Genomic DNA, 23,848 nt, shown 5'->3' on the forward strand with positions numbered 1-23,848 from the left:
TAGGCCGTGATTTCGCTCGCGGCGAATCGGCCGGGGTGATAGCATGCTCGTCGATGCAAGGCTCAGCCCACCCCTATGAATTTCCGATCGATGTCGTGCACGAGGACATCGATTTCATGGGGCACGTCAACAATGCCAGCTATCTGAAGTGGGTGCAGGAAGCCGTTATCAGCCATTGGCGCGGGCTCGCCCCGCCCGATGCGGTGGCGCAGCACCTCTGGGTCGCGCTCAAGCATGAGATCACCTATCGTCGCCCCGCCTTCCTAGACGACGACGTTGTCGCCACCGTGCTGCTCGAAAAGGTGCACGGTGCGCGCGCATTCTACGAAACGGTGATCAAGCGCGGCAGCGAAGTCCTCGCCGAGGTCAAGTCGAGCTGGTGCTGCGTCGATGCTGAGACGCTGCGTCCAGCGCGGCTCGCGCAGAGCGTGATCGATACGTTCTTCGTCAAGACCGGGGAATGACGGCGACCAAAGGTTAACCTTTGGCTGCGAAACGCGGCCGGATGTACCGTGTGGCGTTTCGTAAAGAGCTTAATCTGCTGGATATCGAGTGGCTCGCAATGTTCGAGCCTGATGCGGTTGGCGACTATGCCCGCAAGCTTCGCGACCAGTTCGATGCGGAGGGTTTCGCGCCCGGCTATCTGCTGCGAATGGACATGCGACGCAGCGGCATCCAGCCGCAGGATGCGCTTCCCGCCTTTCGTCGCCACTTCGCCGGCTTCCCCGTCGCCAGCCGCATCGCGATCGTCACCGAAAGCGCGATTGCGCGGATGCAGGTCCGCCGCGAAATGACCCAGCCCTATCTCCGCATCTTCGCGCGCGCGGAGACTGCACTCAACTGGTTGCTGCGCGGCGACGCGACCGAACGCGCGGCGAGCCGCTAGGCCGCGATCGCCGCGTCGCTCGCCAGTCTGTCGGCGCGCTCATTGTCCGGGTGCCCGGCATGGCCCTTTACCCAGACCCACTCGACGCGATGCGGCTTGGCGGCGGCGAGCAATTCCTGCCACAGATCGGCATTCTTGACCGGCTTCCTGTCGGCGGTCCGCCAGCCATTCTTCATCCAGCCGTGGATCCACTTGGTCAGGCCGTCCATCACATAGCGGCTGTCGGTGGAGAGCGTCACGCGGCACGGGCGGGTGAGGGCTTTCAAGCCCTGGATCGCCGCCATCATTTCCATGCGGTTGTTGGTGGTGTGGGGCTCGCCGCCGGAAATTTCCTTTTCGGTGCCGCCCATGCGCAGCACTACGCCCCAGCCGCCCTTTCCGGGATTTCCCTTGCACGCGCCGTCGGTGGCGATTTCGACATGTTGCAGTTCGGTCATGCGAAGAGCGCGTCGCCCCTCTCGGCATAGAAGTCCAGCCGGCGCAGATAAGCGAGCGGATCTTTCCTGGTGACAAGTGCGTCGGCCGGGGTGTTAAGCCAGTCCCAGGCGCGGGTGAGGAAGAAGCGGATCGCAGCGCCCTCGGCAAGGATGGGGAGGGCGCTGCGCTCCTCGGGGAGCAGCGCGAAGTTCGCGGCATAGCCTTCCACCAGCGCCTGGCCCACCATGGCGTCATAATGTGCGCCGGTGGCGTCGAACGCCCAGGCGCCATGCATTACGGCGAGGTCGTACGCGCGAACTTCGGTGCAGGCGAAGTAGAAGTCGATCAGCCCGGTTATGCGGTCGCCGAGCATCAGCACATTGTCGGGGAAGAGGTCGGCGTGGATCGCCGCGCGTGGCAGGTCTGGCGGCCAATTTGCCAACAATTTGTCCAGAGCCTTGTCCACATGCTCGTACAGCCCCGGCTGGATCGCATCCATGTCGCGGCCGCAGCGCTCGAACAGCGGGCGCCAGTCGTCGGGGCCGAGCGAGTTGCGGCGTTCCGGAGTGAAATCACGCAACGCGTCGTGCATCTTGCCCATCGCCGCGCCCGCGGCGCGCGCCTGCGGGGGGCGGGGGTGCGTCACGGAGACGCCCGAGAGAAACTGGATCAGGCAGGCAGGCCGTCCTTCGATCTCATGGATCGTGCGGCCGTCGCGGTCGGGTACGGCCGGAGGCACCGGCAAGCCGCGGTCGGCGAGATGATCGAGCAAGGCGAGGAAGAAGGGCAGGTCGTCGGCGGAAACGCGTTTCTCGTAGAGCGTCAGGATGAAGCGGCTCTTGGTCGTGTCGACCAGATAGTTGGAGTTCTCGACCCCCTCGGCGATGCCCTTGGCCGAGATGAGTTCGCCGACGTCGAAGCGTTCGAGGAAGCCGCCAAGCGCCTCGGCCGAAACCTGTGTGTAGACTGCCATTCCTACCCCCGTCTGCCCTGCGATGTCGAAGGGCCGTCCTTCCCGGCGGTTAAAGGACAGAGCCGTGCTCCGACAAGCTCAGCCGGAACGGGTTATTGTTTATCGCTCTCAAGCGCGCTTACGCCGCCTCCAGCCCGCGCGGCAGCTTGAACACCACATTCTCCTCGACCGTCTCGACGTCGCGTTCGCGCACCTCGAAGCGTTCGGAGAGCTTGTCGACCAGTTCGCGGACCAGCAGTTCGGGTGCCGAGGCACCGGCGCTGATGCCGAGCGAGCCGACGCCTTCCAGCCACGTCCAATCGAGGTCCGCGGCGCGGGGAATCAGATAGGCCGTCGTACCCTGCCGCTCTGCGACTTCCACCAGCCGAAGGGAGTTGGACGAGTTCATCCCACCAATCACCAGCACCAGATCTACCGACGAGGCGATCGCCTTGACGGCGCCTTGGCGATTGGTGGTGGCGTAGCAGATGTCGTTGGGGCCGGGCGCGAGGATTGCCGGGAAGCGGCGCTTGAGCACGTCGAGAGTCGCCGCGGTATCGTCTACCGACAAGGTCGTCTGGGTGAGGAAGGCAAGGTTATCGACATCGGCGACTGAGACCTGCTCGGCATCCTCGGGTGTCTCGATCAGCGTCATCGCACCTTCAGGTACCTGGCCGAAGGTCCCGATTACTTCGGGATGGCCCTTATGGCCGATGAAAAGGATGTGGCGCCCGGCAGCGACGAGCCGCTCGGCCTGGCGGTGGACCTTGGAAACCAGAGGGCAAGTGGCATCGAGATAGGAGAGCCCGCGCTCGGCCGCCTTGGCGGGAACGGCCTTGGGCACGCCATGCGCCGAAAACACCACCGGCACGCCATCGGGCACTTCGTCGAGTTCCTCGACGAAGATCGCGCCCTTGGCCTTCAGGCTGTCTACGACGAACTTGTTGTGGACGATCTCGTGCCGGACATAGACCGGCGCGCCGTATTTCTCGATCGTGAGCTCGACGATGCGGATCGCGCGATCCACCCCGGCGCAGAAGCCGCGCGGTGCGGCGATGAGCAGTTCGAGCGGTGGTTTTGCAGTCGAGTCCATCACGTCGGCGGCTCTACGCGATTGCTTGCGCGGGCGAAAGGCGGTTCCTATGGTGCCCGTCGTTTCCGGGCTGCGCGTGCGCGGCCCGTTGTTCGATTTGAAAGGTGTTCCGCCCGTGTCGCTCGCCAAGCTCGCCGTCCCCGCTTTGATCCTGCTGGCCGCCGGCGGCTGCTCCCGCACCGGCGAGATTGCCGAGGGCGGCATCACCGCGGTGCGCTCCGCCTGCCCGCATATCGGCGTGCCGGCAGGCACCGGCGACATCACCACCTTCAATCCGGCGAACAGCCGCGAGGCGAGCGCGATCGACGTCACCGCCGTGCTCACCAACGTCCAGGCGACCTGCGACGAATCCGGCCCGCAGATCCTGAGCAACGTCACCTTCGACGTGCTGGCGCGGCGCAACCAGGCGGGCCCGGCGCGCGACGTTTCGTTCCCCTATTTCATCACCGTCGTGCGGGGCGGCACCGCGGTCACCGCCAAGCGGATCGGCCGCGTCACCGTCCATTTCGACGAAGGCCAGCTCCGCGCGCAGACCCGCGGCCAGGCGACGAGCAGCATCGATCGCGCCGCGGCGACGCTGCCCGAGGAAGTGCGCAAGCGGCTGACCGAGAAGCGCAAGGCCGGCGACGAGGCCGCGGCGATGGACCCGCTTGCCGATCCGTCGATCCGCTCGGCGGTGCTCTCGGCGACGTTCGAGGCGCTGGTCGGCTTCCAGCTCACCGAGGACCAGCTGAAGTACAATGTTACGCGCTGATCGCGATTGACTCGGTTCGGCGTCGCGGCCAAGGCTCGCGGCGTCGGTGGCGGGGAATCGCCATAGGCACGCGCGGGAGAGTGTGGGACCAACCCACCGCCGAAGGAGCAACCGCCCCGGAATCTCTCAGGCATCAGGGACCGCGCGCGCTGTGACACTCTGGAAAGCGCCGCCGACAAGGCGGCCACCGAAGGGGTAACCCTGGGCTCCGGCCAAGGGGAAAGCTCTCAGGTTCCGTGACAGAGGGGGCGAGGATAGGGCGTGCCGTGAGGGCGCCCGGATTCTCGTTCAATCTGTGCGGAGTGCCTTTGATGAGCCTGGATGTTCCCGAGAACGAAGCCGAAGCACCGGAATTGCAGCAGCTTGCGCTCGATGCCTGGCATCGCGCACGCGGCGGCCGGATGGTCCCGTTCGCGGGATACGAGATGCCCGTCCAGTATGAAGGCATCATGGCCGAGCATCTGTGGACGCGCGCGCATGCCGGCTTGTTCGACGTCAGCCACATGGGCCAGCTGCTTTTTTCGGGCGACGGCATCGCGGCCGCTCTGGAAGCGCTCATGCCCGCCGACATCGCCGCAGCGAAGCCGGGCCACCCGGTCTATTCGCTGCTGATGGCCGAGAATGGCGGCATCCTCGACGATCTGATGCTGACCAAGCGCGACGACGGCAGCATCTACATGGTCGTCAACGGGGCCTGCAAATGGGACGATATCGCGCATTTCCGCGAGCATCTCGCCGACGAGATCACGCTCAATCACCTCGATGACCTCGCCTTGCTCGCGCTGCAGGGCCCCGAAGCGGCGACCGCGCTCGAGCGCGTGATCCCCGGCGTCGCGGCGCTGGTGTTCATGCAGGGCGCGCTGTTCCAGTGGCAGGGCCATGACCTGTGGATCAGCCGCTCGGGCTATACCGGCGAGGACGGCTTCGAGATTTCGGTGCCCGCCACTGCGGCCGAAGCGCTCGCCGACGCGCTCACTGCGCAGCCCGAAGTCAAGCCGATCGGGTTGGGCGCGCGCGATTCGCTGCGGCTCGAGGCCGATCTGCCGCTCTACGGCCACGACCTCGATACCGAGACCACGCCGGTCTCCGCGGCATTGGGCTTCGCGCTCAAGAAGCGCCGCCGCGAGGAAGGCGGCTTTCCCGGTCACGCGCGCATCATGGCCGAGCGCGAGGCGGGCCCGATCGTCAAGCGCGTCGGGCTGATCGTCGAGGGCCGCCAGCCGGTGCGCGAGGGCGCCGCCGTCGTCGATGGCGAGGGCAGCGAGGTCGGCAAGGTCACCAGCGGCGGGTTCGCCCCGACCGTCCAGAAGCCGATCGCGATGGCCTATGTGCCTGCCGCACTTGCCGTGCCGGGCACCCGCATCACGCTCGCCCAGCGTGGCAAAGTCCATCATGCGGAGGTCGTCCAGATGCCCTTCGTCCCCCATCGTTACGTCAGAAAGGGAGCCTGACCCGTGCGCTATTTCACCGAAGATCATGAGTGGATCCAAGTCGACGGCGAAGTCGCGACGGTCGGCATCACCGACTATGCCCAGAGCCAGCTCGGCGACATCGTGTTCGTCGAGACTCCCGAAGAGGGCAAGGCGGTCAGCAAGGGCGACGACGCCGCGGTGGTCGAATCGGTCAAGGCCGCGTCGGACGTCTACGCGCCGGTCGCCGGCACGGTGATCGAAGGCAACGCCCAGCTCGCCGACAACCCCGCTTTGGTCAACGAGGACCCCGAAGGCGAAGGCTGGTTCTTCAAGCTGACGCTCGCCGATGCCGGCGAACTCGAAAGCCTGATGGACGAAGCCGCCTACCAGGATTTCGTCAGCAAGCTCTAGCTTCTGCTCCCCTCCCTGCAAGGGAGGGGTTGGGGGTGGGTGCGAGCGAAGCGAGCTCCTGCGCACTCCCGAAGCGACGACAGGGGCATCGAGCCCTGCCGCCGCTGGACCCACCCCTTGCCCCTCCCTTGCAGGGAGGGGTGGAGAGAGTTGAATGCGCTACCTGCCCCTTACCCAGACCGATCGTGAAGCGATGCTTGGCGTCATCGGCGCCAAGTCGGTCGACGACCTGTTCGTCGATGTGCCCGAGGCCGCGCGGCTCGACGGGCCCGTCCACGGCCTGCCCAACCATGCCAGCGAGCTCGCGGTCGAGCGCCACATGTCGGCGCTCGCCAGGAAGAACCTCGCTGCAGGCGACGTGCCGTTCTTCCTGGGGGCGGGGGCGTATCGCCACCATGTGCCGGCGTCGGTCGATCACATCATCCAGCGCGGCGAGTTCCTGACGGCCTATACGCCGTACCAGCCAGAGATCGCACAGGGCACGCTGCAGGTGATGTTCGAGTTCCAGACGCAGGTCGCACGGCTGCTCGGCTGCGACGTGGCGAACGCGTCGATGTACGACGGCTCGACCGCCTGCTGGGAAGCGATCGTGATGGCGCGGCGCGTGACCAGGCGCGGCAAGGCGATCCTCTCGGGCGGGCTCCACCCGCATTACGTCTCGGTTGCCAACACGATGGCGAAGTTCACCGGCGACCAGCTCGTCACCGCGCTGCCGACGCTGAGCCCCGAGCCCGACACGCTCGACCTGATCAACCAGATCGACGACGCCACCTCGTGCGTCGTGGTCCAGTATCCCGACATCCTCGGCCGGATCGAGGACATGAGCGCGCTCGCCGAGGCGTGCCACGCGAAGAAGGCGCTGCTGATCGCCGTGGTCACCGAGCCGGTGGCGCTGGGGGCGATTCGGTCGCCGGGCGAGATGGGCGCGGACATCGTCGTCGGCGAGGGGCAGTCGCTCGGCGTCGGGCTCCAGTTCGGCGGACCTTATGTCGGGCTGTTCGCCTGCTCGGAGAAGCTGGTTCGCCAGATGCCCGGCCGCCTTTGCGGCGAGACCGTCGATGCCGAGGGCAAGCGCGGTTTCGTGCTGACGCTCAGCACGCGCGAGCAGCATATCCGGCGCGAGAAGGCGACGTCGAACATCTGCACCAGCTCGGTGCTGTGCGCGCTGGCGATGTCGGCGCACATGACCCTGCTCGGCGAGATGGGCCTGCGCCAGCTGGCCGAGATCAATCACGTCTCGGCGAGCGCCGCGGCGGATCGCCTCGCCGAAGTCGACGGGGTCGAGCTGGTCACCGACCGGTTCTTCAACGAGTTCACGATTCGGCTCAGCAAGGAAGCGCGCCCGGTCGTCCGCGCGCTGGCGGATAAGGGCATATTGGCGGGCGTGTCGCTCGGCCGGCTCTATCCCGATGCGCCCGAACTGGCGAACGGCCTGATCGTCGCAGTCACCGAAACCACCACCGAGGAGGACGTCGAAACGCTTGCCTCCGCACTCGAGGAGGCGCTGGCATGAGCATCAACCAGAGCGGCTGGCGCCCGACCACGCCGCAGGCCGGCGAGAGCAACGGCGACACCTTCACCGGCAATCGCGCGCTGATGCTCGAGGAAGCGCTGATCTTCGAGATCGGCTCGACGCAGACGACCGGCGTCGATTTCGGCGAGGCGCCTTCGGGCAAGTCGCGGCTCGACGGGCTCGAACGCACCAACACGATCGGGCTTCCCGGCCTGTCGGAGCCGGAGGCAGTGCGCCACTATACCCGCCTCAGCCGCCAGAACTACGCGATCGACCTGGGCCTGTTCCCGCTCGGCTCGTGCACGATGAAGCACAATCCGCGCCTGAACGAGCGGATGGCGCGGCTTCCCGGTTTCGCCGATCTCCACCCGCTGACTCCGGTCGATTCGTGCCAGGGCGCGTTCGAAGTGATCCACCAACTCGCGCATTGGCTGGTGACGCTGACCGGCATGCATTCGGTGGCGATGAGCCCCAAGGCCGGCGCGCATGGCGAGCTGTGCGGCGTGCTGGCGATCCGCGCGGCGCTCGACGCCAAAAGCGAGGAGAGCCGGAAGGTGCTGCTGGTTCCCGAGAGCGCGCACGGTACCAACCCGGCGACCGCGGCATTCGCCGGCTTTACCGTCGAGGATATTCCCGCCACCGAAGCGGGCCGCGTCAATCTGCGCGCGCTCAAGGAGCGGCTCGGTCCGGACGTCGCCGGGGTGATGATCACCAACCCCAACACCTGCGGCCTGTTCGAACCCGACATGCGCGAAATCTCCGACGCGGTCCACGCGGCGGGCGGCTATGTCTATTGCGACGGCGCCAATTTCAACGCGATCGTCGGCCGCGTCCGCCCGGGCGATCTCGGCATCGACGCGATGCACATCAACCTGCACAAGACCTTCTCGACTCCGCATGGCGGCGGCGGGCCGGGCTCGGGGCCGGTGGTGTTTTCGGAGGCGCTGACGCCCTATGCGCCGTTGCCCTTCGTCGAGAAGCAGGGCGAGCAGTTCGTCCTCGTCGAGGAAGAAACCGCGGGCGAGCATCACGCGTCGAGCTTCGGCCGGATGGTCGCGTTCCACGGCCAGATGGGCATGTTCACGCGAGCCCTCACGTACATCCTCTCGCACGGCGCCGATGGGCTGCGCCAGGTCGCCGAGGATTCGGTGCTCAACGCCAATTACATCCTGCGGTCGATGGAGGACGTGCTCGACGCGCCCTTCGCCAAATCGGGCCCATGCATGCACGAGGCGATCTTCAGCGATAAGGGCCTGCCCGAGGGGATTTCGACGATCGACATCGCCAAGGGGCTGATCGACGAGGGCTTCCATCCGATGACCGTGTATTTCCCCCTCGTCGTACATGGGGCAATGCTGGTAGAGCCCACCGAAACCGAATCGAAGGCGACGCTCGACCAGTTCATCGGCGCCTTCCGTTCGGTGGCGGCGCGGGCGCGGAACGGCGACCCGACGGTCAAGACCGCGCCGCACCACGCGCCGCGCCGGCGTCTCGACGAGACGCTTGCGGCACGCAAGCCGGTCCTGGTCTGGAAAGAGCCCATACGGGCAGAGGCGGCCGAGTGAGCCGCGCAGGAGTTTTGATTTAAGAATGACCTATAACGATACGTTCCGCGACCGCGCCGGTCGCTCGGCCGATGCCAAGAAGGCGCTGCTCGAAAAGCTTAAGGCCGCTCCGAAAATGAGCGAGGCCGAGCTGGCCGAGCGCAAGGCTGCACGCCTGGCGCGCGAGCAAGCCGAAATCGACGCGCGTGCTGCCAAGCAGGCCGCGATCGACGCCGAAAAGGCCGCTATTGCCAAGGCCAAGGCCGATGCCGAGGCGGCGAAGCTCGCCGCACAGCGCGAGGCCGAGAACAAGGCCGCAGCCGACAAGGCGGCAAAGGCTGCTGCGGCCGAGGCTGCGCGTGCCAAGCTCGCCGCTTCGTTCATGCTCGGTGACGACAGCCGCTACCCGGCGCGCAAGGGCAAGAAGTAGTCCAGGCGGGCATGCGCGCACGCCGCCATGCCCCCGCGACTGCGCGCAACCGCGATCCGATCGCGGACGTGCTCACGGCGGAATTGCCCGCTGAAGGACTGGTGCTCGAAGTGGCGAGCGGCAGCGGGGAGCATTGCGCCTATTTCGCCGGGCGCTTTCCGGCGCTCGACTGGCAGCCGAGCGATCCCGATGCCGAAGCGCTGGCCTCGATCGCCGACTGGTGCGAGGGGCTTGCCAATGTCCTGGCGCCGCTGGCGCTCGATGCCGCGGTGGACGACTGGCCGGTCCCCGCGGCCGACGCGATCCTCTGCGTCAACATGGTGCATATCAGCCCGTGGGAAGCCACGCTCGGGCTGATGGCCGGGGCCGGGCGGTTGCTTGCGCCGGGCGCGCCGCTGATCCTCTACGGACCCTATCGCCGGCAAGGCGTGCCGACCGCGGAATCGAACGAGGCGTTCGACGTGTCGCTCAAGGCGCGCGACCCGCGCTGGGGGCTGCGGCACGTCGAAGACGTCTCGGCCGCTGCGGCGGCGCAGGGGCTGGTGCTCCAGCGGATCGTCGAGATGCCGGCGAACAATCTGACGCTGGTGTTCCGGAGAAATTAGACGGGAGGTTGGCCGTAGCCGCGCTACGACGTCGCCGCCTCGCTCACCGCTTCGGTGTTGCGAAGATGGAGCACGCGCTCGCGCCAGACGATGTAGAGCCCGCTGGCGATGATGATCGGCGCGCCGATCCAGGTCCATGGCGTCGGCCAGGCGTCGAAGAGCAGCCAGCCGAAGAGCGTACCCCAGACCAGGCTCGAATAATCCATCGGGATCACCGTCGAGACCGGCGCGAAACGGACCGACGCGGTCAGTGCCAGCTGCGCGATGCCGCCGACCAGCCCGATCGCGATCAGGTTCGCCCAGGTCAGCCAATCGTGCGCCTGAAGCTGGAAGGCATAGGCGATGCCGAGCGGCGGCAGCGACAGCACCGAGAACCAGAAGACGGTGGTGCCCGCGCTTTCGGTCTTGCCGATCTGGCGCAGCGTGATCGCGACGATCGCGACGAACAACGCCGCGAGCAGTCCGACGACGCTGCCGGCGAGCGGGAAGGTGCCGCTCCCCGGCTGGGTGACGACGAGCACTCCGGCGAACCCGACGATCACTGCGCCCCAGCGATGCCAGCCGGTCTTCTCGCCTAGCACCAGTGCGCCGAGGATCGTCGCGAAGATCGGCACGGTAAACTGGAGCGTGGTCGCCTCGGCCAGCGGCAGCAGCAGCACCGCGCCGAACGTGAACACCATGCCGCAAAGCCCGATCGCGGTGCGGCTGACATGCGCGCCGAAGCGCCGGGTGCGGATCGAGCCCAGCCCCGGCCCGGCGACGATCCAGGCCGTGACCAGCGGCACCGCCCAGAACTGGCGATGGAACATCGTCTCCACCAGCGTCGCGCCGCGCGCCTCGGCCAGCTTGATCAGCGCCGACATCGTCGAGAGGCAGGCGATCGCGAACAGGCGCAATGCCAGGCCCTTGAAGGCGCTTTCGGTTCGGGCCTGCGTCACGTGCACCGGGTACGCAGCGCTGTTGCGGCGCACAACCCTCGTGGCGCGGCAAAAGGGCTGGGAATGTTGGATTTCTTCTGAAACAGTGCAGGAATGTGAAGGGCGGTTGACTGCCGCGCCAACACGCGAAGCGAGTCAACTTCGTCAATTGACTCGTGTCGCCGTCCCACTGCCATTGCGGCGGTTGCGGACGGGCCTTAGAGGCACGGACCATGATCAAGCACGCGCTCAACGTCACCCGCGAAAAGGATTTCGCCGCCTGGTATCAAGCCGTCATCTCGGAGGCCGATCTGGCCGAGGAGAGCGGGGTGCGCGGATGCATGGTCATCCGGCCGTGGGGCTATGGCATCTGGGAGCGCATCCAGCGGCTGCTCGACGATCGCATCAAGGCGACCGGACACGAGAATTGCTATTTCCCGCTGTTCATCCCGCTCTCCTACTTCGAGAAGGAAGCCGAGCATGTCGACGGCTTCGCCAAGGAGATGGCGGTCGTCACGCACCACCGGCTCGTGCAGAAGGACGGCAAGCTCGTCCCCGATCCCGAGGCGAAGCTGGAGGAGCCGCTGGTCGTGCGGCCGACGTCGGAGACCGTGATCGGCGCGGCGTTCAGCCGCTGGATCCAGTCGTGGCGCGACTTGCCGGTGCTGATCAACCAATGGGCCAACGTCGTCCGCTGGGAGATGCGCACGCGCATGTTCCTGCGCACCAGCGAGTTCCTCTGGCAGGAAGGGCACACTGCGCACGCCACCGTCGAGGAGGCGCGCGAAGAGACGATGAAGATGCTCGAAGTCTATCGCTCGTTCGCCGAGGACTGCCTGGCGCTGCCGGTGGTCGCAGGCGAGAAGCCCGAGAACGAGCGCTTCCCGGGCGCGGTCTCGACCTACAGCATCGAGGCGATGATGCAGGACGGCAAGGCGCTCCAGGCGGGCACATCGCACTTCCTGGGCACGACGTTCAGCAGCGCGCAGAACATCCGCTTCCAGAATGCCGAGGGTGAGCTCGAACTCGCGCAGACGACGAGCTGGGGCGTCTCGACTCGGATGATCGGCGGCGTGATCATGGTGCATGGCGACGATGACGGGCTGCGCGTGCCGCCGCGGATCGCGCCGTGGCAAGTGGTGATCGTGCCGATGCTGCGCGACCAGCCCGAGGACGCGGAGATCACCGCCTACTGCAAGACGCTCCAGGCCGAGCTGGCCAAGCTGAGCGCGCTGGGCGAGCCGGTGCGCGCGCTGCTCGACCTGCGCCCGGCCAAGGCGGCGACCAAGCGCTGGGGCTGGGTCAAGAAGGGTGCGCCGATCGTGATCGAAGTCGGCGGGCGCGATGTTGCCGGCGGCAACGTCTCAGTGATCCGCCGCGACCGGCTGTATCGCGAGGACGGCAAGCTCGACAGCGCGGTGGTGGCGCGCGGGCAGCTGGTCGAGGAGGCGCCGGCGATGCTCGAGAGCATCCAGCAGGCGCTGCACACCCAGGCGCGCGAGCGGATGGACGCCAATATCCGCCGCGACGTGACCGAGTTCGCCGAACTGGAAAAGGCATTCGAGGGCAGCAAGCCGGGCTGGGTGGAAGTTAGCTGGTCGAAGCCCACGGGCGCCGAGCTCGACAAGGTGGTCGAGCGGCTGAAGGCGCTGAAGCTCACCTTCCGCAACGTGCCGGGCGATGCCGCGGCGGCAGAAGGCGCGTGCATCTTCACCGGCGCGTCGGCGGTCGAGCGGATCCTGGTCGCACGGGCCTATTGAGCCGGTGGCGGTTCGCTCGCTCTTCGCTTCGTTGCTCTACCAAGAACCGCTCGGCGACGACGCGCTGATCGACGAGCTCGAAGCGTCGTGCCTCCAGCTTGCCGAGGACGATCGCGCCGGGCGCGGCTGGGCCAAGGAGCACGGCTATCGCGGCTACACGTCCTACGCCTCGCTCGACGACCTGCCGATCCGCGACCCAGCGTTCGCCGATCTCAAGCGGCTGCTCGATAAGCATGTCGCCAAGTTCGCCGAAGCGTGCGGGTTCGAACTGGGGGGCAAGAAGCTCAAGCTCGACAGCCTGTGGGTCAATGTGCTCGACGGCAAGGGCGGTCACACCGCCCATATCCACCCGCACAGCGTGGTGTCCGGGACGGTCTATGTGGCGCTGCCCGAGGGCTCGCGCGGGCTCAAGCTTGAAGATCCGCGGCTTGCGATGATGATGGCGGCGCCGCCGCGGCGGCCCGACGCGGCGGAGGCATTGCAGAGCTTCGTCGAAGTGGTGCCCGAGCCGGGGACGGTGCTGCTGTGGGAGAGCTGGCTGCGGCATGAAGTGCCCGCCGGATCGGGCAAGGGCAAACGGATCAGCGTTAGCTTCAACTATCGCTGGTAGCGGGAGGGGGCATGGATCGACGGACGGTGCTTGGCGGGGCGTTGCTGCTGCCGGCCGCGGCGCGGGCGGAAGCGCGCTGGGATGCGATCGTCGATCCGCGCACCGGCACGCTCGGCAAGGCGCTGGAACGGGCTGCGGCCGCGGGCGGTCGGCCGTTCCGGATATTGGTGCGCGAGGGTGTGCTGGTCGAAAAACTGACGATCGCCGTGCCCAATGTGACGATCGTCGGCAGCGGGCCGAAAACGGTGCTGAGCTTCGGCACCTATGCGGGACTCAAGCATCCCGACGGCAATGTTTGGGGCACCGGGCGTACCGGCACGCTGACCGTCTCGGCGCCGGGCACGACGCTGCGCAACCTGACCATCCGCAACAGCTTCGACTATATCGGCGCCCAGCGCGACACTGCCGGCAACGGCGCGCAGGCGGTGGCACTGACGATCGGGCGCGAGGCGGATCGGACCTGGGTCGATCGCTGTTGGCTCGAAGGCTATCAGGACACGCTCTACGTCCAGTCGCGGTCGCTGTTTACCGATTGCCGGATCGTCGGCGGCGTCGATTTCATTTTCGGCGGGGCGGCGGCGTGGTTCGAACGCTGCGAGATCGTCACGCGCTTCGTACCCGGCGCGGCCGAGTTCGGCTTTCTCACCGCGCCGAGCACGCCGCTGGAGCAGCCGTTCGGGCTCGTCTTCTCGCGGTGCCGGCTGGGCCGCGAGCCCGGCGTGCCGGCGCGCTCGACCTGGCTCGGGCGGCCGTGGCGCGCTGGCGGCAACATGGCGCTGACCGGCCAGTCGGTGTTCCTGCGCTGCTGGCTGGACGCGCATATCAAGCGCGAAGGCTGGACGTGGATGGGCTATAAGGGCCCGGACGGCGAGCAGCGCCGACTGACGCCGCAGGAAGCGCGGCTGTTCGAATATGCCAGCCGCGGCCCGGGCGCGGGGCCGGCCTCGTCCACGCGTCGCATGCTCGGCCAAGCGGACGCGGCGAAATTCACCCGCGCCACTGTGTTGGGCGGCTGGGACGGGTTCAGCGGATGATGAGCGTGAGCGAGCGCATCAGGCTGCGCTCGATCGGCGCGTCGAAGCGGCAGCCGATATGCGCGCCGTCGTTCCACATCACCGTGCCTGCGATGGGCAGGCTTTCCTTGAGACGCAGCCAGACGCGTTCGCCCTCATTGTGCTCGCTGGTGCAGGCGAGGCGGCAGCCATAGACCGAGAGGTCACGCAGGATCGCCTCCGTAGCGCTGTCGCCCTGTTTGCGGACGGTGGCGCGCGTGACGAGGATGCGATGCCGCGGCTCGCTGCGCTGTTCCACCAGCGCAGGTCCAACCGTCCGGAATTGCGTAAGCCTCGTTGCCATTTATTTCTGCCCCCGCAGAGCGCACCCGGGCCGGGCTTATCGGCAAATGGTTAAACGAATGTTGCGCTCCACCACCGGCCAAATGCGTCGCGTTCCGCCCTCGACAGGTGCAGCCCGAGCTTGGAGCGGCGGAACAGCACGTCCTCGGGGGTCAGCGCCCATTCGCGATCGCGCATCCACCGCGCCTCGACCTCGGTGAGCCCGGCGCCGAGCGGCGTGCCCATCCCGGCCTCGTCCCCGACCTTGGCGAGCATCTCGTCGAGGCAAGTGCCATAGGCATGCGCCATCCGACGCGCGCGCGCCTCGCCGAGGAACGGCCAGCGTGCCAGGACGTGTTCCAAGTAAAGTTCGAAGTCTTCGATTGCGCCGCCGGGAAAGATGCGAGCGCTTGTCTGGGGGCGGGGTTCGATGCCGAGCGCAGGGCCGATCTTCTCGATCGCCTCCTCGGCCAGTGCCCGCGCGGTCGTAATCTTGCCGCCGAAGATCGAGAGCAGGGGCGGGCCGTGCTTGTCGAGTTCGAGCAGATAGTCGCGGGTTACCGCCTGCGCCTTGGCGGCGCCGTCGTCGTGAAGCGGGCGGACGCCGGACCAGTGCCAGACGACATCGGCGGGCGACACTTTCCGCCTGAAATAACGGTTCACTGCGTCGCAGATATAGCGGGTCTCTTCCTGCGAGCAGATCGCATCCTCGGGCGCGTCCACGGGGATGTCGGTGGTGCCGATCTCGGTGAACTCGCCTTCATAGGGAATGGCGAAGACGATGCGGCGGTCAGGTTGCTGCAGGATATAGGCGTGGTCGCCGTCGAACAGCTTGGGGACGACGATGTGGCTGCCCTTGACCAGCCGGACTTGCGAAGGAGTCGCGACAGCGAGCTTGTCGAGAAGCGTTCGCACCCACGGCCCGGCGGCATTGACCAGTCCGCGCGCCTCGACCGCGCGGCCGTCGTCCAGCATCGCCCACCAGCAATCGCCAGAGCGGACGGCGGACTTGAGTTCGGTCCGCGTGGCGATTTCGGCACCGTGCGCGGCGGCGTCCAGGGCATTGGCCAGCGTCAGGCGAGCGTCATCGACCCAGGCGTCCGAATAGACGAACCCGCGATGCTTGCCGGCGAGCGGATCGGTGAAGGCTTTGTCGGCGCGGCGGAGGCTTCGCGAGCGCGGAAGCGAGGAGCGGCCAGCGAGCAGATCGTAGAGCCACAGCCCGGCGCGGACCATCACCCAGGGCCGGACGGCATGCGCGTGCGGCAGAACGAAGGTCATCGGGCGGATCAGATGCGGCGCGGCGGCGAGCAGGCGCTCACGCTCGTGGAGCGCTTCGCGGACCAAGCGGAATTCATAGGTCTCGAGATAGCGCAGCCCGCCATGGATCAGCTTGGTCGAGGCGGAGGAAGTGTGGTGGGCGAGATCGTCCTTCTCGACGAGCAGCACCTTGAGCCCGGCAAGCGACGCTTCGCGGGCAATCGCGCAGCCGTTGATCCCGCCGCCGACGATGAGGAGATCGTATGTCACGGCGCCAGTTACGCAGTTGGACAAGTTGCCGCGAGTCCCTATCTTGGGTGCCAATGACAAAACCAAAAAAGAGAGCAGGTCTGCCCAGCAGGGAGCAGATCCTCGATTTCATTTCCAATTCCCCGACGCCGGCGGGCAAGCGCGAGATTGCCAAGGCGTTCGGGCTTTCGGCGCAGGACAAGATCGCGCTCAAGGCACTGCTCAAGGACATGGGCGACGAGGGGCTGATCGACAGCGCGCCCGGCCGCGCCTTCCACAAGATGGGCGGGCTGCCCAAGGTAACCGTGCTGCGCGTTACTGATGCCGATGGCGACACCGTCTGGGCAGTGCCCGAGCGCTGGGAGGCCGAGGGTATCCCGGTGCCACGGTTGCGCGTCCGCGAGCAGCGCGGCAAGCGCGCAGCGCTGGGCATCGGCGACCGGATCCTCGCGCGTACCGAAGAGGCCGGGAAAGGCTGGATCGCCCACCCGATGAAGAAGCTCGCGGGCGGCGAGGAGCAGATGCTCGGCGTCGTCCAGGAAGAGGGGGGGCGGCTCTATCTGCGCGGCATCGACAAGAAGGAGCGCCACAGCTACCCGATCTCGGAGCGCAACGGCGCCGAGCCGGGCGACCTCGTCCTCGCAAACAAGGCCGGCAAGCCGCCGCGGATCTTCGCGCATGTCGTCCAGCGGCTGGGCGATCCGTTCGCGCCGCGCAGCTTCTCGCTGATCGCGATCCACCGCCACGGCATCCCCAATGTCTTCTCCGACGATCTGCTCGCCGAGGCGGAGCGGATTTCGAAGCAGGATCTGGGTAAGCGCGAGGATCTGCGCGACCTGCCGATCGTCGCGATCGACCCGGCCGATGCGCGCGATCACGACGACGCGGTGTGGGCGGCGCCCGACGACGATCCGGAGAACCAGGGCGGCTGGAAGGCAGTCGTCGCGATCGCCGATGTCAGCTTCTATGTGCGGCCGGGCTCCGAGCTCGACCGCGAGGCGCGCAAGCGGGGCAATTCGGTCTATTTCCCCGACCGCGTCGTGCCGATGCTGCCCGAGATCCTCTCGGCGGAAGTGTGCTCGCTCAAGGAAGGCGAGGACCGCGCGGCGCTGGCGTGCCACCTTCAGGTCGGCAAGCATGGCGAACTCAAGTCGTGGCGCTTCACCCGCGCCGTGGTCAGCCTCGCGGCGAACATCGCCTATGACGATGCGCAGACGATCATCGATGGGCCGGGGAGCGACCGCGCCCTGCTCGACGATCGCTTCGCGCCGGGCGGCGAGAAACGCGACGCGATCGAGCCCGCGCTGCGTCACCTGTGGGATTGCTGGCGCGCGCTCAACAAGGCGCGCGAGAAGCGCGAGCCGCTTGATCTAGATCTGCCCGAGCGGCGGATCGTACTCGACGAGAAGGGCAGGATCCTCTCGGTGGCACCGCGCGAGCGGCTGGATGCGCACAAGCTGATCGAGGACTACATGATCGCGGCCAACGTCGCCGCGGCCAAGGCGCTCGAGGCCAAGAAGGCGCCGGTGATGTACCGCGTCCACGAGCCGCCGGCGCGCGAGAAGCTCGTCGCGCTCAAGGAATATCTCAGGACCTGGGATCTCGAATTCGCGCTCGGGCAGGTGATCAAGCCGGCGACGTTCAACCATATCCTCGAGCGTGTGGGCGAGGCCGACTTCCGCGACGAAGTGATGCAGCAGGTGCTGCGGACGCAGACGCAGGCCTATTACGGCCCCCAGAATGCTGGGCATTTCGGGCTGTCGCTGGGCAGCTATGCCCACTTCACTTCGCCGATCCGCCGCTATGCCGACCTGATCGTGCATCGCTCGCTAGTCGATGCGTACAAGCTCGGGCCGGGCGGGCTGACCTCCGAGGAGGCCGGATCGATGGAGCGGATCGGCGAGAGCATCTCGACGCTCGAGCGTCGCGCGATGGAGGCCGAGCGCGAGACGATCGACCGCTATGTTGCCGCCTATCTATCCGCGCATGTCGGCGAAGTGATGGAGGCGCGCATCACGGGCGTGCAGAATTTCGGCTTCTTCGCGACGATCGAGGGCATCGGCGGCGACGGGCTGGTGCCGGTACGCGATCTCGGCACCGAATATTTCCGCTACGACGAGGCGAGCCAGCGGCTGATCGGCGAGGATACCGGCGAATTCTTCGCGCTCGGCCAGCGGCTCAAGCTGCGGCTGGCCGAGGCCAATCCGGTGTCCGGCGCGCTGCGCTTCGAACTGCCCGACGGCAAGGGTTCGGCATCGAGCGGCGGCGAGCGCGACGACCGGCGGGGGCCCCGTGGCCCCAAGCGCGTGATCAAGCATCGCGGCCGCCCGGCGAACATCCGCCACCAGGGGCGCAAGCGATAGGCCATTGAGCCGGGGCCGCTCCCGTGCCAGCCTGTGCCGGCAAGGGGACAGCCATAATCGCAGCATCACCGGTTCCGTCGATCATCGCTGCGATGGTGTCGCGCGCGCGGCGGCGGATCGCCGACCACTTCACCGTCCAGCATGCGACCAGCGCCGACGACGCAGTCGCCTTCGTCCCGCAGAGCCGGATCGAGCGCAGCCAGTTCGAGCGGATGCTGGCACGCGGCGTCGTCCGCGAGGCTGGGGAGGGGCGCTACTGGCTCGATATCCAGGCCTATCAGGGCGAAATCGAGTCGCGGCGCCGCAAGCTGGTGCCGATCGTGATCATCCTCACCGTCATCGCCGCCGGACTGATCCTGCTCGCCTATCGCGGCTGAGGCGCCGTCATTCGATGGCGAAGGTCAGCCCGGCGCGCTCCTGGAGCCGCGTCTTGAGCGGCTCGGCCATCAGCGCGCCCGGAGTCCAGATCCCGCCTTCGCCCCGCACGTCGCGGAGCAGGCAGAGCGCGGCCTCGCTGATCATCTTGCTCGTCGAGCCATAACCGGGGTCGCGGTCGCCCTTGACCGAGGCCGTGATGCGTTCGCCGCCCGGCATCTCGGCGATGAAGGCGATGTCGTAATGACCGGTCTCGCGCTCCTCCTTGCTCGGACCTTCGCCCGGGGCGGGGCCCTTGTCCGACTGCATCGGGTTAATCTTGGCGATCGCCTCCGCCGCGGCCTTGCCGATATCGCCCAGGCCCGGCGCGACCATCATCTCGTCGTACCGGAAGTCCTCGCCATAGGGATGGCCGGCGAGGAAATTGGTGCGGTGCACATTCTTGGTGTTGATCACCGCCATCATGAACGGCGCGACCCAGCCGCCGACGGCCTCGTCATATTCGGGGAGCACGCCCTTGGGCTGGCTCGGCCCCTCGAAGCCGGGGGTGAGTGCGAAGGGATCGAGCAGCGCCTTGAGCACTGCCGGATCCTTGGCCGCGGCCATCGCGGTCGCCTTGCCGCTGGCGAAGGTGCCACCCGAAAAGGTCCCCTTCATCGACCGGACGCGGCCCTTCACCCGCGGGGCCGGCTTGCCGAAGCGGCGGATCGCCTCCTGCTGGACGGTCCAAACCCCGAGATCGAACGGGATCGAATCGAACCCGCACGAGAATACGATCCGCGCGCCGCTCGCTTTGGCGGCGTCCTGATATTTGGCGATCATCGCGTGCATGAAATTGGGCTCGCCGCAGAGATCGACATAGGCGGTGCCGGTCTCGACGCATGCAGCGAGCAGCGGTTCGCCGTAGAGGGTGTAGGGACCGACCGTGGTGATGACGACATGGGCGCGGGCGGTGAGTGCCTTGAGCGCCGCGGGATCGTCGGCGTTGGCGGTGACCAAAGCGGTATCGGGCGCGGCGCCGATCGCGTTGCAGACCTGTTCGAGCTTGGTCAGCGAGCGGCCGGCCATCGCCCATTTGATCTGCGGATACTGGGCGGCGAGATATTCGGCGACCAGGCGTCCGGTGAAGCCGGTGGCGCCATAGACGATGATGTCGAATTCGCGGTCGGCCATTGGTCTCTCCATCTTCGTGCGCGTTGCGCGTCGCCTCGGCCATACCCGATATTCTGAAATGCGCGTCGACGCCAGCCCGCCGGTCGAGATCGGCAAAGCGCCCTATAAGGAACAGGAGGCCCTGGATTAACCAAGGCGAGCGGGACAGCGAGACATGAGCTTCGGAACCTTCATCGAGCCCTATGAGAGCGCGCGGGACATCGAGGCGCTCGCTGCGCATCTGAGGAGCTTTATCGGCTCGGGCCATCGCGCGCTTGGCGGCGCGCGGCAGTTCGCCGGGCAGAACCGCATCTTCGATCGCATCGTCGGCCAGATCGGGCAATTCGACCTCGACTATGAGGATCAGTGCTCGGCGCAATATTATTTCGATCTCGTCCGCACGCTGCGCGACTTCAACGGCCAGTTCGATCGCGTGGTCGAAGTCGGCGTGTTCATGGGCGGGTCGACAGCCTATCTTGCCGGCTGCAGCGCGGCATTCGACTTCGATCTCGATCTGGTCGACATCAGCGCGCCTTTCCTCCGCTTCGCGTATGAGCGCGTGCGCCGGATAAACCCCGAAGCCGCCAAGCGCATCCGGCTCTTCCACGGCGACTTGCCGACCTATGTCCGCGAAGTGATGCGCACGGAGCAGGGCAGCACGATCGTCCATCATGACGGCGCGCACGATTTCAACCAGGTCGTGAAGGACATGGCGTCGCTCTTCTACGCCCGGAAGAACCTGCTCGCGGTGATCGCGCAGGACACGCATCTGCGCGGCTCGGTCAAGCATATGAACTTCGTCGACATGGCGCTCTATGCGGTGTTCGGCACCGACTTGAAGTACGCGCCGATCGGCGCGGTGCTGGGCGACCACGACATGCTGACCCAGCCCGACAATTATTTCGGCAATTATTTCATGCCCGGCGTTGCCGAAGGCGTGGTGCTGCCGATGGCGGCCAACCGCTTCGTCTATCCGCACCCGGCCCAGCCGCTCGAGGATCTGCTGCCGAGCGAAGAGGATATCGCCAAGTTCGCAGAACTGTTCCGTGCGGAGTGGGACTGGAGCGCCCAGAACGCGGCGTAGCGATTCGGCTCGCCGCTGATTTCGCCACGGTGCGTCGCGCTAGGACGACGCAGGGCGGAACCCTGGGCGCGGTGGGGGGCGTTGGCGGAGCATGACCTATATGATCGCTTCCCGCCTGCCGCTGTCCGCCACGATCGCCGCAGCCCTTTTCGCGCTTGCCGGCTGCTCGCAGCCCGCGGAGACCGGTGGCAATGTCGCTGCCGCCGAACCTCAGCCTTCCGTGGCAGCGGGCAATGCGGTCGAGGTGGAAGCGCCGGCAGCAGCGCCGGTCGCTCCCCCCGTGCCTACGCCGTCTCCGAGCGAGGCGGCGGAGGGCGAGACCGTCGGCGGTGACGGCTCGCAGATCCGACTCTCGCCGCTGACCGAGAAGGACATCGCCGGCGCGGCGCTGGCCGGAGAACTTGCGTGCAGCTTCGGCCAGGGCCGCGATACGCTGCTGCTCGCCAAGGGCGATGTCGCGTCGAAGGAACGTGCCTGGGGCGTGATCAAGGTCGGCGGCTATGTCGAGCGCGTCAGCGCGCCGGGCGGCTTCGACGGGATGCTCAAGGGCGGCACCTTTGCCGGCAAGGGCACGACGCTGCGGCTCGCGCTGACCGGCCCTGCGGCCGGGGGCGGGGAATCGCCGCCGCGTCCCGCCACGCTCACTTATCTGCGCGCCGACGGCGCCAGCCGGGTGTTCCGCGGGACGTGGACCTGCGGCCCCTGACGAAGTTGACCAAATTGACTCGAAAGCGGGTTTTGGGAGTTTGGTTGACTCGCCACGTCATGGATCGCCGGCTACGCCCCGGGGCGTAGTTGACTCGATGCGCCGCGAAACCTGTACGGACGCCCGCGCCTCATTGCTTTCCGACGATGTCAAAGGGCGGACGGCAGGCCGTCCATCCTAGGCAAGCAGATCAAATCCTACATTGCAACGGGGCTGCCGCTTCACGCAGCGTCGTTGAATTGCAGCGCCGCGAGCCGCGCATAGAGCTTGCCCGCGCCGACCAGTTCGGCATGCGTGCCGGTCTCGACGATGCGGCCCTCGTCCATCACGATGATCCGATCGGCCGCGCGCACCGTGGCGAGCCGGTGGGCGATCACCAGCGTGGTGCGCTTTTCCATCAGCCGTTCGAGCGCGTCTTGGACGAGGCGTTCGCTCTCGGCGTCGAGCGCCGAGGTGGCTTCGTCGAGCAGCAGGATCGGTGCGTCGCGAAGCAGCGCGCGGGCGATCGCGATGCGCTGGCGCTGCCCGCCCGAGAGCCGCGCGCCGGCTTCGCCGAGGAAGGTGTCGAGGCCCTGGGGCAGCTCGCGGAGGAACTCGGCGGCGTTGGCCGCCTCGGCCGCGGCCCAGATCGCGTCGTCGCCGGCATCCCAGGCGCCGTAGCGGAGATTGTCGCGGGCGGAGGCACCGAAGATCACGGTATCCTGCGGGACGATCGCCATGCGGCCGCGAATGTCGGCCGGATCGGCCTGGCGGACGTCGACGCCGTCGACGCGGACCGTCCCCGCCTCGGGATCGTAGAACCGCTGGAGCAACTGGAAGAGCGTGGACTTGCCGGCGCCGGAGGGGCCGACCACCGCGACGGTCTCGCCCGGCCGCACGTCGAGCGAGAAGTTCGCGAGTGCGGTGGCTTGGGGACGCGACGGGTAGCGGAAGGTGACGTCCTCGAACGCGACCGCGCCTTGGGGGGGCTGGGGCAGCGCGACCGGGTTGGCCGGCGCGGCGATGTCCGATTCCTCGCGCAGCAGCTCGGCGAGGCGGCTGGCGGCGCCCGAGCCGCGGAGCAGTTCGCCATAGACTTCGGTCAATGCGCCGAACGAGCCGGTGACCAGTGCCGCGGTGATGACGAATGCGGTGATCGCCCCGCCCGAGACGCGGCCCTCGGCGACGCCGTACACTGCGTCCCACATGATCAGCGTGATCGCGGTGAACAGCAGCCCGATGACCATCGCGGTCATCACTGCGCGCAGCCCGAAGCGGCGCTTGGCGGCGGCGAAGCTGCGCTCGACTGCGCCTTCGAAGCGCTCGGACTCGCGGCGTTCCTGTCCGAAGGCCTGGACGATGCGCATCGCGCCCAGCGTCTCGGAGGAGATCGCGCCGATATCGGCAATACGGTCCTGGCTCGAGCGCGACAGGCTGCGGACGCGGCCGCCGAGCCAGACGATCGGCAACACGATCAGCGGGATGCCGACGATCAGATATGCCGCGATCTTGGGCGCGAGGGTGAAGAGATAGATCACGCCGCCGATGCCGGTGAGCAGGTTCCGGAGCGCAGTCGACACGGTGTTGCCGACGACCATCTCGACGATCGCGGTGTCCGAGGTGAGCCGCGAGGCGATTTCCGACGGGCGGTTTTCCTCGAACCATTTGGGGGGCAGGCGCAGCAGGTTGCGGTGGACCGCCTTGCGCATGTCGGCGACGGTGCGCTCGCCGACCCAGGAGACGAAGAAGAAGCGCACCGCAGTCGCGATCGAGAGCGCGAGCACGACGAGCAGCAGGCCCTGGAAATAGACGCCGATCTTGCTCGTGTCGGCGCCCGCGGCGAAGCCGTTGTCGACGATCTGCTTGAAGGTGCGCGGCACCCACAAGGTCGCGACCGACGAGCCGATCAGCGCAAGCGTCGCGATGGCAAGCTGGAGCGGATAGCGGCGCGTGAAGCTCCACACGACGAGCAGGTTGCTGAGCTTGCGCCGGGTCTGAGGAGGGGGCGCAGGTGCGGGGTCGGCCATGCCGCGCGAACTAGC

The 23,848-nt window shown here is 67.2% G+C and carries 24 protein-coding genes and 1 riboswitch; of the genes, 16 read left to right on the forward strand and 8 right to left on the reverse strand.

Annotated features, from left to right (window positions below):
* The first annotated feature begins 53 nt into the window (after window positions 1-53).
* Both RZN05_RS01165 and RZN05_RS01170 read left to right on the forward strand, forming a co-directional pair.
* A complete protein-coding gene (locus RZN05_RS01165; RefSeq protein ID WP_317224794.1) occupies window positions 54-464 on the forward strand; it encodes an acyl-CoA thioesterase in 411 nt (136 codons plus the stop codon).
* Between the two features lie 98 nt (window positions 465-562).
* The gene (locus RZN05_RS01170; protein WP_317224795.1) at window positions 563-886 is read left to right on the forward strand and encodes an STAS/SEC14 domain-containing protein; all 324 of its coding nucleotides are present in this window, start codon (window positions 563-565) and stop codon (window positions 884-886) included.
* On the opposite strand, the gene rnhA is transcribed toward RZN05_RS01170, so the two are convergent.
* The 3 genes from rnhA to ispH form a co-directional block, all read right to left on the reverse strand.
* The gene (gene rnhA, locus RZN05_RS01175) at window positions 883-1,323 is read right to left on the reverse strand and encodes a ribonuclease HI (protein WP_317224796.1); all 441 of its coding nucleotides are present in this window, start codon (window positions 1,321-1,323) and stop codon (window positions 883-885) included. The two genes, RZN05_RS01170 and rnhA, sit on opposite strands and share 4 nt — an antisense overlap.
* Complete coding sequence (thrB, locus tag RZN05_RS01180; protein WP_317224797.1) at window positions 1,320-2,276, reverse strand: homoserine kinase; 957 nt, start codon at window positions 2,274-2,276, stop codon at window positions 1,320-1,322. Before thrB ends, rnhA begins: the two co-directional genes overlap by 4 nt.
* 118 nt (window positions 2,277-2,394) lie before the next feature.
* Window positions 2,395-3,348 (reverse strand): 4-hydroxy-3-methylbut-2-enyl diphosphate reductase, encoded by a 954-nt coding sequence (ispH, locus tag RZN05_RS01185; protein ID WP_317224798.1) that lies wholly within the window; start codon window positions 3,346-3,348, stop codon window positions 2,395-2,397.
* A 49-nt stretch (window positions 3,349-3,397) separates the two neighbouring features.
* Here ispH and RZN05_RS01190 point away from each other — a divergent pair, with 49 nt between their 5' ends.
* The 7 genes from RZN05_RS01190 (at window position 3,398) to RZN05_RS01220 (ending at window position 10,017) form a co-directional block, all read left to right on the forward strand.
* A complete protein-coding gene (locus tag RZN05_RS01190) occupies window positions 3,398-4,102 on the forward strand; it encodes a hypothetical protein (protein ID WP_317224799.1) in 705 nt (234 codons plus the stop codon).
* 63 nt (window positions 4,103-4,165) lie between these two features.
* A riboswitch (glycine riboswitch) is annotated at window positions 4,166-4,255 on the forward strand.
* A gap of 158 nt (window positions 4,256-4,413) precedes the next feature.
* Window positions 4,414-5,553 carry a glycine cleavage system aminomethyltransferase GcvT gene (gene gcvT, locus RZN05_RS01195; protein ID WP_317224800.1) on the forward strand — a complete coding sequence of 380 codons (1,140 nt, stop codon included), beginning with the start codon at window positions 4,414-4,416 and terminating at the stop codon, window positions 5,551-5,553.
* A gap of 3 nt (window positions 5,554-5,556) precedes the next feature.
* On the forward strand, window positions 5,557-5,925 hold the full coding sequence (gene gcvH / locus RZN05_RS01200; RefSeq protein WP_317224801.1) for a glycine cleavage system protein GcvH: 369 nt from the start codon (window positions 5,557-5,559) through the stop codon (window positions 5,923-5,925).
* A 154-nt stretch (window positions 5,926-6,079) separates the two neighbouring features.
* Entirely contained in the window at window positions 6,080-7,438 is a 1,359-nt protein-coding gene (gene gcvPA / locus RZN05_RS01205; RefSeq protein WP_317224802.1) for an aminomethyl-transferring glycine dehydrogenase subunit GcvPA, read from the forward strand.
* A complete protein-coding gene (gcvPB, locus tag RZN05_RS01210; protein WP_317224803.1) occupies window positions 7,435-9,003 on the forward strand; it encodes an aminomethyl-transferring glycine dehydrogenase subunit GcvPB in 1,569 nt (522 codons plus the stop codon). Before gcvPA ends, gcvPB begins: the two co-directional genes overlap by 4 nt.
* A gap of 25 nt (window positions 9,004-9,028) precedes the next feature.
* A complete protein-coding gene (locus tag RZN05_RS01215) occupies window positions 9,029-9,412 on the forward strand; it encodes a DUF6481 family protein (RefSeq protein ID WP_317224804.1) in 384 nt (127 codons plus the stop codon).
* Window positions 9,413-9,423: 11 nt separating this feature from the next.
* Window positions 9,424-10,017: a DUF938 domain-containing protein gene (locus RZN05_RS01220; RefSeq protein WP_317224805.1), complete on the forward strand. Its 594-nt coding sequence runs from the start codon at window positions 9,424-9,426 to the stop codon at window positions 10,015-10,017.
* 23 nt (window positions 10,018-10,040) lie between these two features.
* Here the strand turns inward: RZN05_RS01220 and RZN05_RS01225 are convergent, their stop codons facing one another.
* Complete coding sequence (locus RZN05_RS01225; RefSeq protein WP_317224806.1) at window positions 10,041-10,955, reverse strand: DMT family transporter; 915 nt, start codon at window positions 10,953-10,955, stop codon at window positions 10,041-10,043.
* Window positions 10,956-11,167: 212 nt separating this feature from the next.
* Between RZN05_RS01225 and proS the strand changes: the two genes are divergently transcribed.
* Genes proS through RZN05_RS01240 form a run of 3 tightly spaced genes read left to right on the forward strand, consistent with a single transcriptional unit; the run spans window position 11,168 to window position 14,338 of the window.
* Window positions 11,168-12,694 (forward strand): proline--tRNA ligase, encoded by a 1,527-nt coding sequence (gene proS / locus RZN05_RS01230; RefSeq protein ID WP_317224807.1) that lies wholly within the window; start codon window positions 11,168-11,170, stop codon window positions 12,692-12,694.
* A gap of 4 nt (window positions 12,695-12,698) precedes the next feature.
* Window positions 12,699-13,304, forward strand: a complete 606-nt coding sequence (locus tag RZN05_RS01235; protein WP_317224808.1) for a TIGR02466 family protein — start codon at window positions 12,699-12,701, stop codon at window positions 13,302-13,304.
* 11 nt (window positions 13,305-13,315) lie between these two features.
* The gene (locus tag RZN05_RS01240) at window positions 13,316-14,338 is read left to right on the forward strand and encodes a pectinesterase family protein (protein ID WP_317224809.1); all 1,023 of its coding nucleotides are present in this window, start codon (window positions 13,316-13,318) and stop codon (window positions 14,336-14,338) included.
* Here RZN05_RS01240 and RZN05_RS01245 read toward each other — a convergent pair.
* Window positions 14,328-14,615 (reverse strand): PilZ domain-containing protein, encoded by a 288-nt coding sequence (locus RZN05_RS01245; protein WP_317224810.1) that lies wholly within the window; start codon window positions 14,613-14,615, stop codon window positions 14,328-14,330. The genes RZN05_RS01240 and RZN05_RS01245 overlap by 11 nt on opposite strands.
* 95 nt (window positions 14,616-14,710) lie before the next feature.
* A complete protein-coding gene (gene glpD / locus RZN05_RS01250) occupies window positions 14,711-16,168 on the reverse strand; it encodes a glycerol-3-phosphate dehydrogenase (RefSeq protein WP_317224811.1) in 1,458 nt (485 codons plus the stop codon).
* Window positions 16,169-16,221: 53 nt separating this feature from the next.
* On the opposite strand from glpD, the gene rnr reads away from it, so the two are divergent.
* Both rnr and RZN05_RS01260 read left to right on the forward strand, forming a co-directional pair.
* Entirely contained in the window at window positions 16,222-18,510 is a 2,289-nt protein-coding gene (rnr, locus tag RZN05_RS01255; protein WP_317224812.1) for a ribonuclease R, read from the forward strand.
* A gap of 92 nt (window positions 18,511-18,602) precedes the next feature.
* Window positions 18,603-18,887: a hypothetical protein gene (locus RZN05_RS01260; protein ID WP_317224813.1), complete on the forward strand. Its 285-nt coding sequence runs from the start codon at window positions 18,603-18,605 to the stop codon at window positions 18,885-18,887.
* Window positions 18,888-18,894: 7 nt separating this feature from the next.
* Here the strand turns inward: RZN05_RS01260 and RZN05_RS01265 are convergent, their stop codons facing one another.
* Window positions 18,895-20,058, reverse strand: a complete 1,164-nt coding sequence (locus tag RZN05_RS01265; RefSeq protein WP_317224814.1) for a saccharopine dehydrogenase family protein — start codon at window positions 20,056-20,058, stop codon at window positions 18,895-18,897.
* A 154-nt stretch (window positions 20,059-20,212) separates the two neighbouring features.
* Between RZN05_RS01265 and RZN05_RS01270 the strand changes: the two genes are divergently transcribed.
* Window positions 20,213-21,121 carry a class I SAM-dependent methyltransferase gene (locus RZN05_RS01270; RefSeq protein ID WP_317224815.1) on the forward strand — a complete coding sequence of 303 codons (909 nt, stop codon included), beginning with the start codon at window positions 20,213-20,215 and terminating at the stop codon, window positions 21,119-21,121.
* Window positions 21,122-21,221: 100 nt separating this feature from the next.
* Window positions 21,222-21,827, forward strand: coding sequence for a hypothetical protein (locus tag RZN05_RS01275; protein WP_317224816.1), 606 nt, complete (start codon window positions 21,222-21,224; stop codon window positions 21,825-21,827).
* A 221-nt stretch (window positions 21,828-22,048) separates the two neighbouring features.
* Here the strand turns inward: RZN05_RS01275 and RZN05_RS01280 are convergent, their stop codons facing one another.
* Complete coding sequence (locus tag RZN05_RS01280; protein ID WP_317224817.1) at window positions 22,049-23,833, reverse strand: ABC transporter transmembrane domain-containing protein; 1,785 nt, start codon at window positions 23,831-23,833, stop codon at window positions 22,049-22,051.
* Window positions 23,834-23,848: the final 15 nt, after the last annotated feature.

Origin of the sequence: Sphingomonas sp. HF-S4 (assembly GCF_032911445.1) — a bacterium.
In the GTDB taxonomy this organism is placed as follows: Bacteria; Pseudomonadota; Alphaproteobacteria; order Sphingomonadales; family Sphingomonadaceae; genus Sphingomonas; species Sphingomonas agrestis.

Coding starts and splice junctions, on each gene's coding strand:
- RZN05_RS01190 (WP_317224799.1), top strand. CDS start 3,398: ATGGTGCCCGTCGTTTCCGGGCTGCGCGTGCGCGGCCCGTTGTTCGAT.
- RZN05_RS01170 (WP_317224795.1), top strand. CDS start 563: ATGTTCGAGCCTGATGCGGTTGGCGACTATGCCCGCAAGCTTCGCGAC.
- RZN05_RS01260 (WP_317224813.1), top strand. CDS start 18,603: ATGGTGTCGCGCGCGCGGCGGCGGATCGCCGACCACTTCACCGTCCAG.
- rnr (WP_317224812.1), top strand. CDS start 16,222: ATGACAAAACCAAAAAAGAGAGCAGGTCTGCCCAGCAGGGAGCAGATC.
- gcvT (WP_317224800.1), top strand. CDS start 4,414: ATGAGCCTGGATGTTCCCGAGAACGAAGCCGAAGCACCGGAATTGCAG.
- RZN05_RS01265 (WP_317224814.1), bottom strand. CDS start 20,058: ATGGCCGACCGCGAATTCGACATCATCGTCTATGGCGCCACCGGCTTC.
- ispH (WP_317224798.1), bottom strand. CDS start 3,348: ATGGACTCGACTGCAAAACCACCGCTCGAACTGCTCATCGCCGCACCG.
- RZN05_RS01215 (WP_317224804.1), top strand. CDS start 9,029: ATGACCTATAACGATACGTTCCGCGACCGCGCCGGTCGCTCGGCCGAT.
- RZN05_RS01165 (WP_317224794.1), top strand. CDS start 54: ATGCAAGGCTCAGCCCACCCCTATGAATTTCCGATCGATGTCGTGCAC.
- RZN05_RS01280 (WP_317224817.1), bottom strand. CDS start 23,833: ATGGCCGACCCCGCACCTGCGCCCCCTCCTCAGACCCGGCGCAAGCTC.
- rnhA (WP_317224796.1), bottom strand. CDS start 1,323: ATGACCGAACTGCAACATGTCGAAATCGCCACCGACGGCGCGTGCAAG.
- RZN05_RS01275 (WP_317224816.1), top strand. CDS start 21,222: ATGATCGCTTCCCGCCTGCCGCTGTCCGCCACGATCGCCGCAGCCCTT.
- thrB (WP_317224797.1), bottom strand. CDS start 2,276: ATGGCAGTCTACACACAGGTTTCGGCCGAGGCGCTTGGCGGCTTCCTC.
- proS (WP_317224807.1), top strand. CDS start 11,168: ATGATCAAGCACGCGCTCAACGTCACCCGCGAAAAGGATTTCGCCGCC.
- gcvPB (WP_317224803.1), top strand. CDS start 7,435: ATGAGCATCAACCAGAGCGGCTGGCGCCCGACCACGCCGCAGGCCGGC.
- RZN05_RS01240 (WP_317224809.1), top strand. CDS start 13,316: ATGGATCGACGGACGGTGCTTGGCGGGGCGTTGCTGCTGCCGGCCGCG.
- gcvPA (WP_317224802.1), top strand. CDS start 6,080: ATGCGCTACCTGCCCCTTACCCAGACCGATCGTGAAGCGATGCTTGGC.
- RZN05_RS01220 (WP_317224805.1), top strand. CDS start 9,424: ATGCGCGCACGCCGCCATGCCCCCGCGACTGCGCGCAACCGCGATCCG.
- RZN05_RS01270 (WP_317224815.1), top strand. CDS start 20,213: ATGAGCTTCGGAACCTTCATCGAGCCCTATGAGAGCGCGCGGGACATC.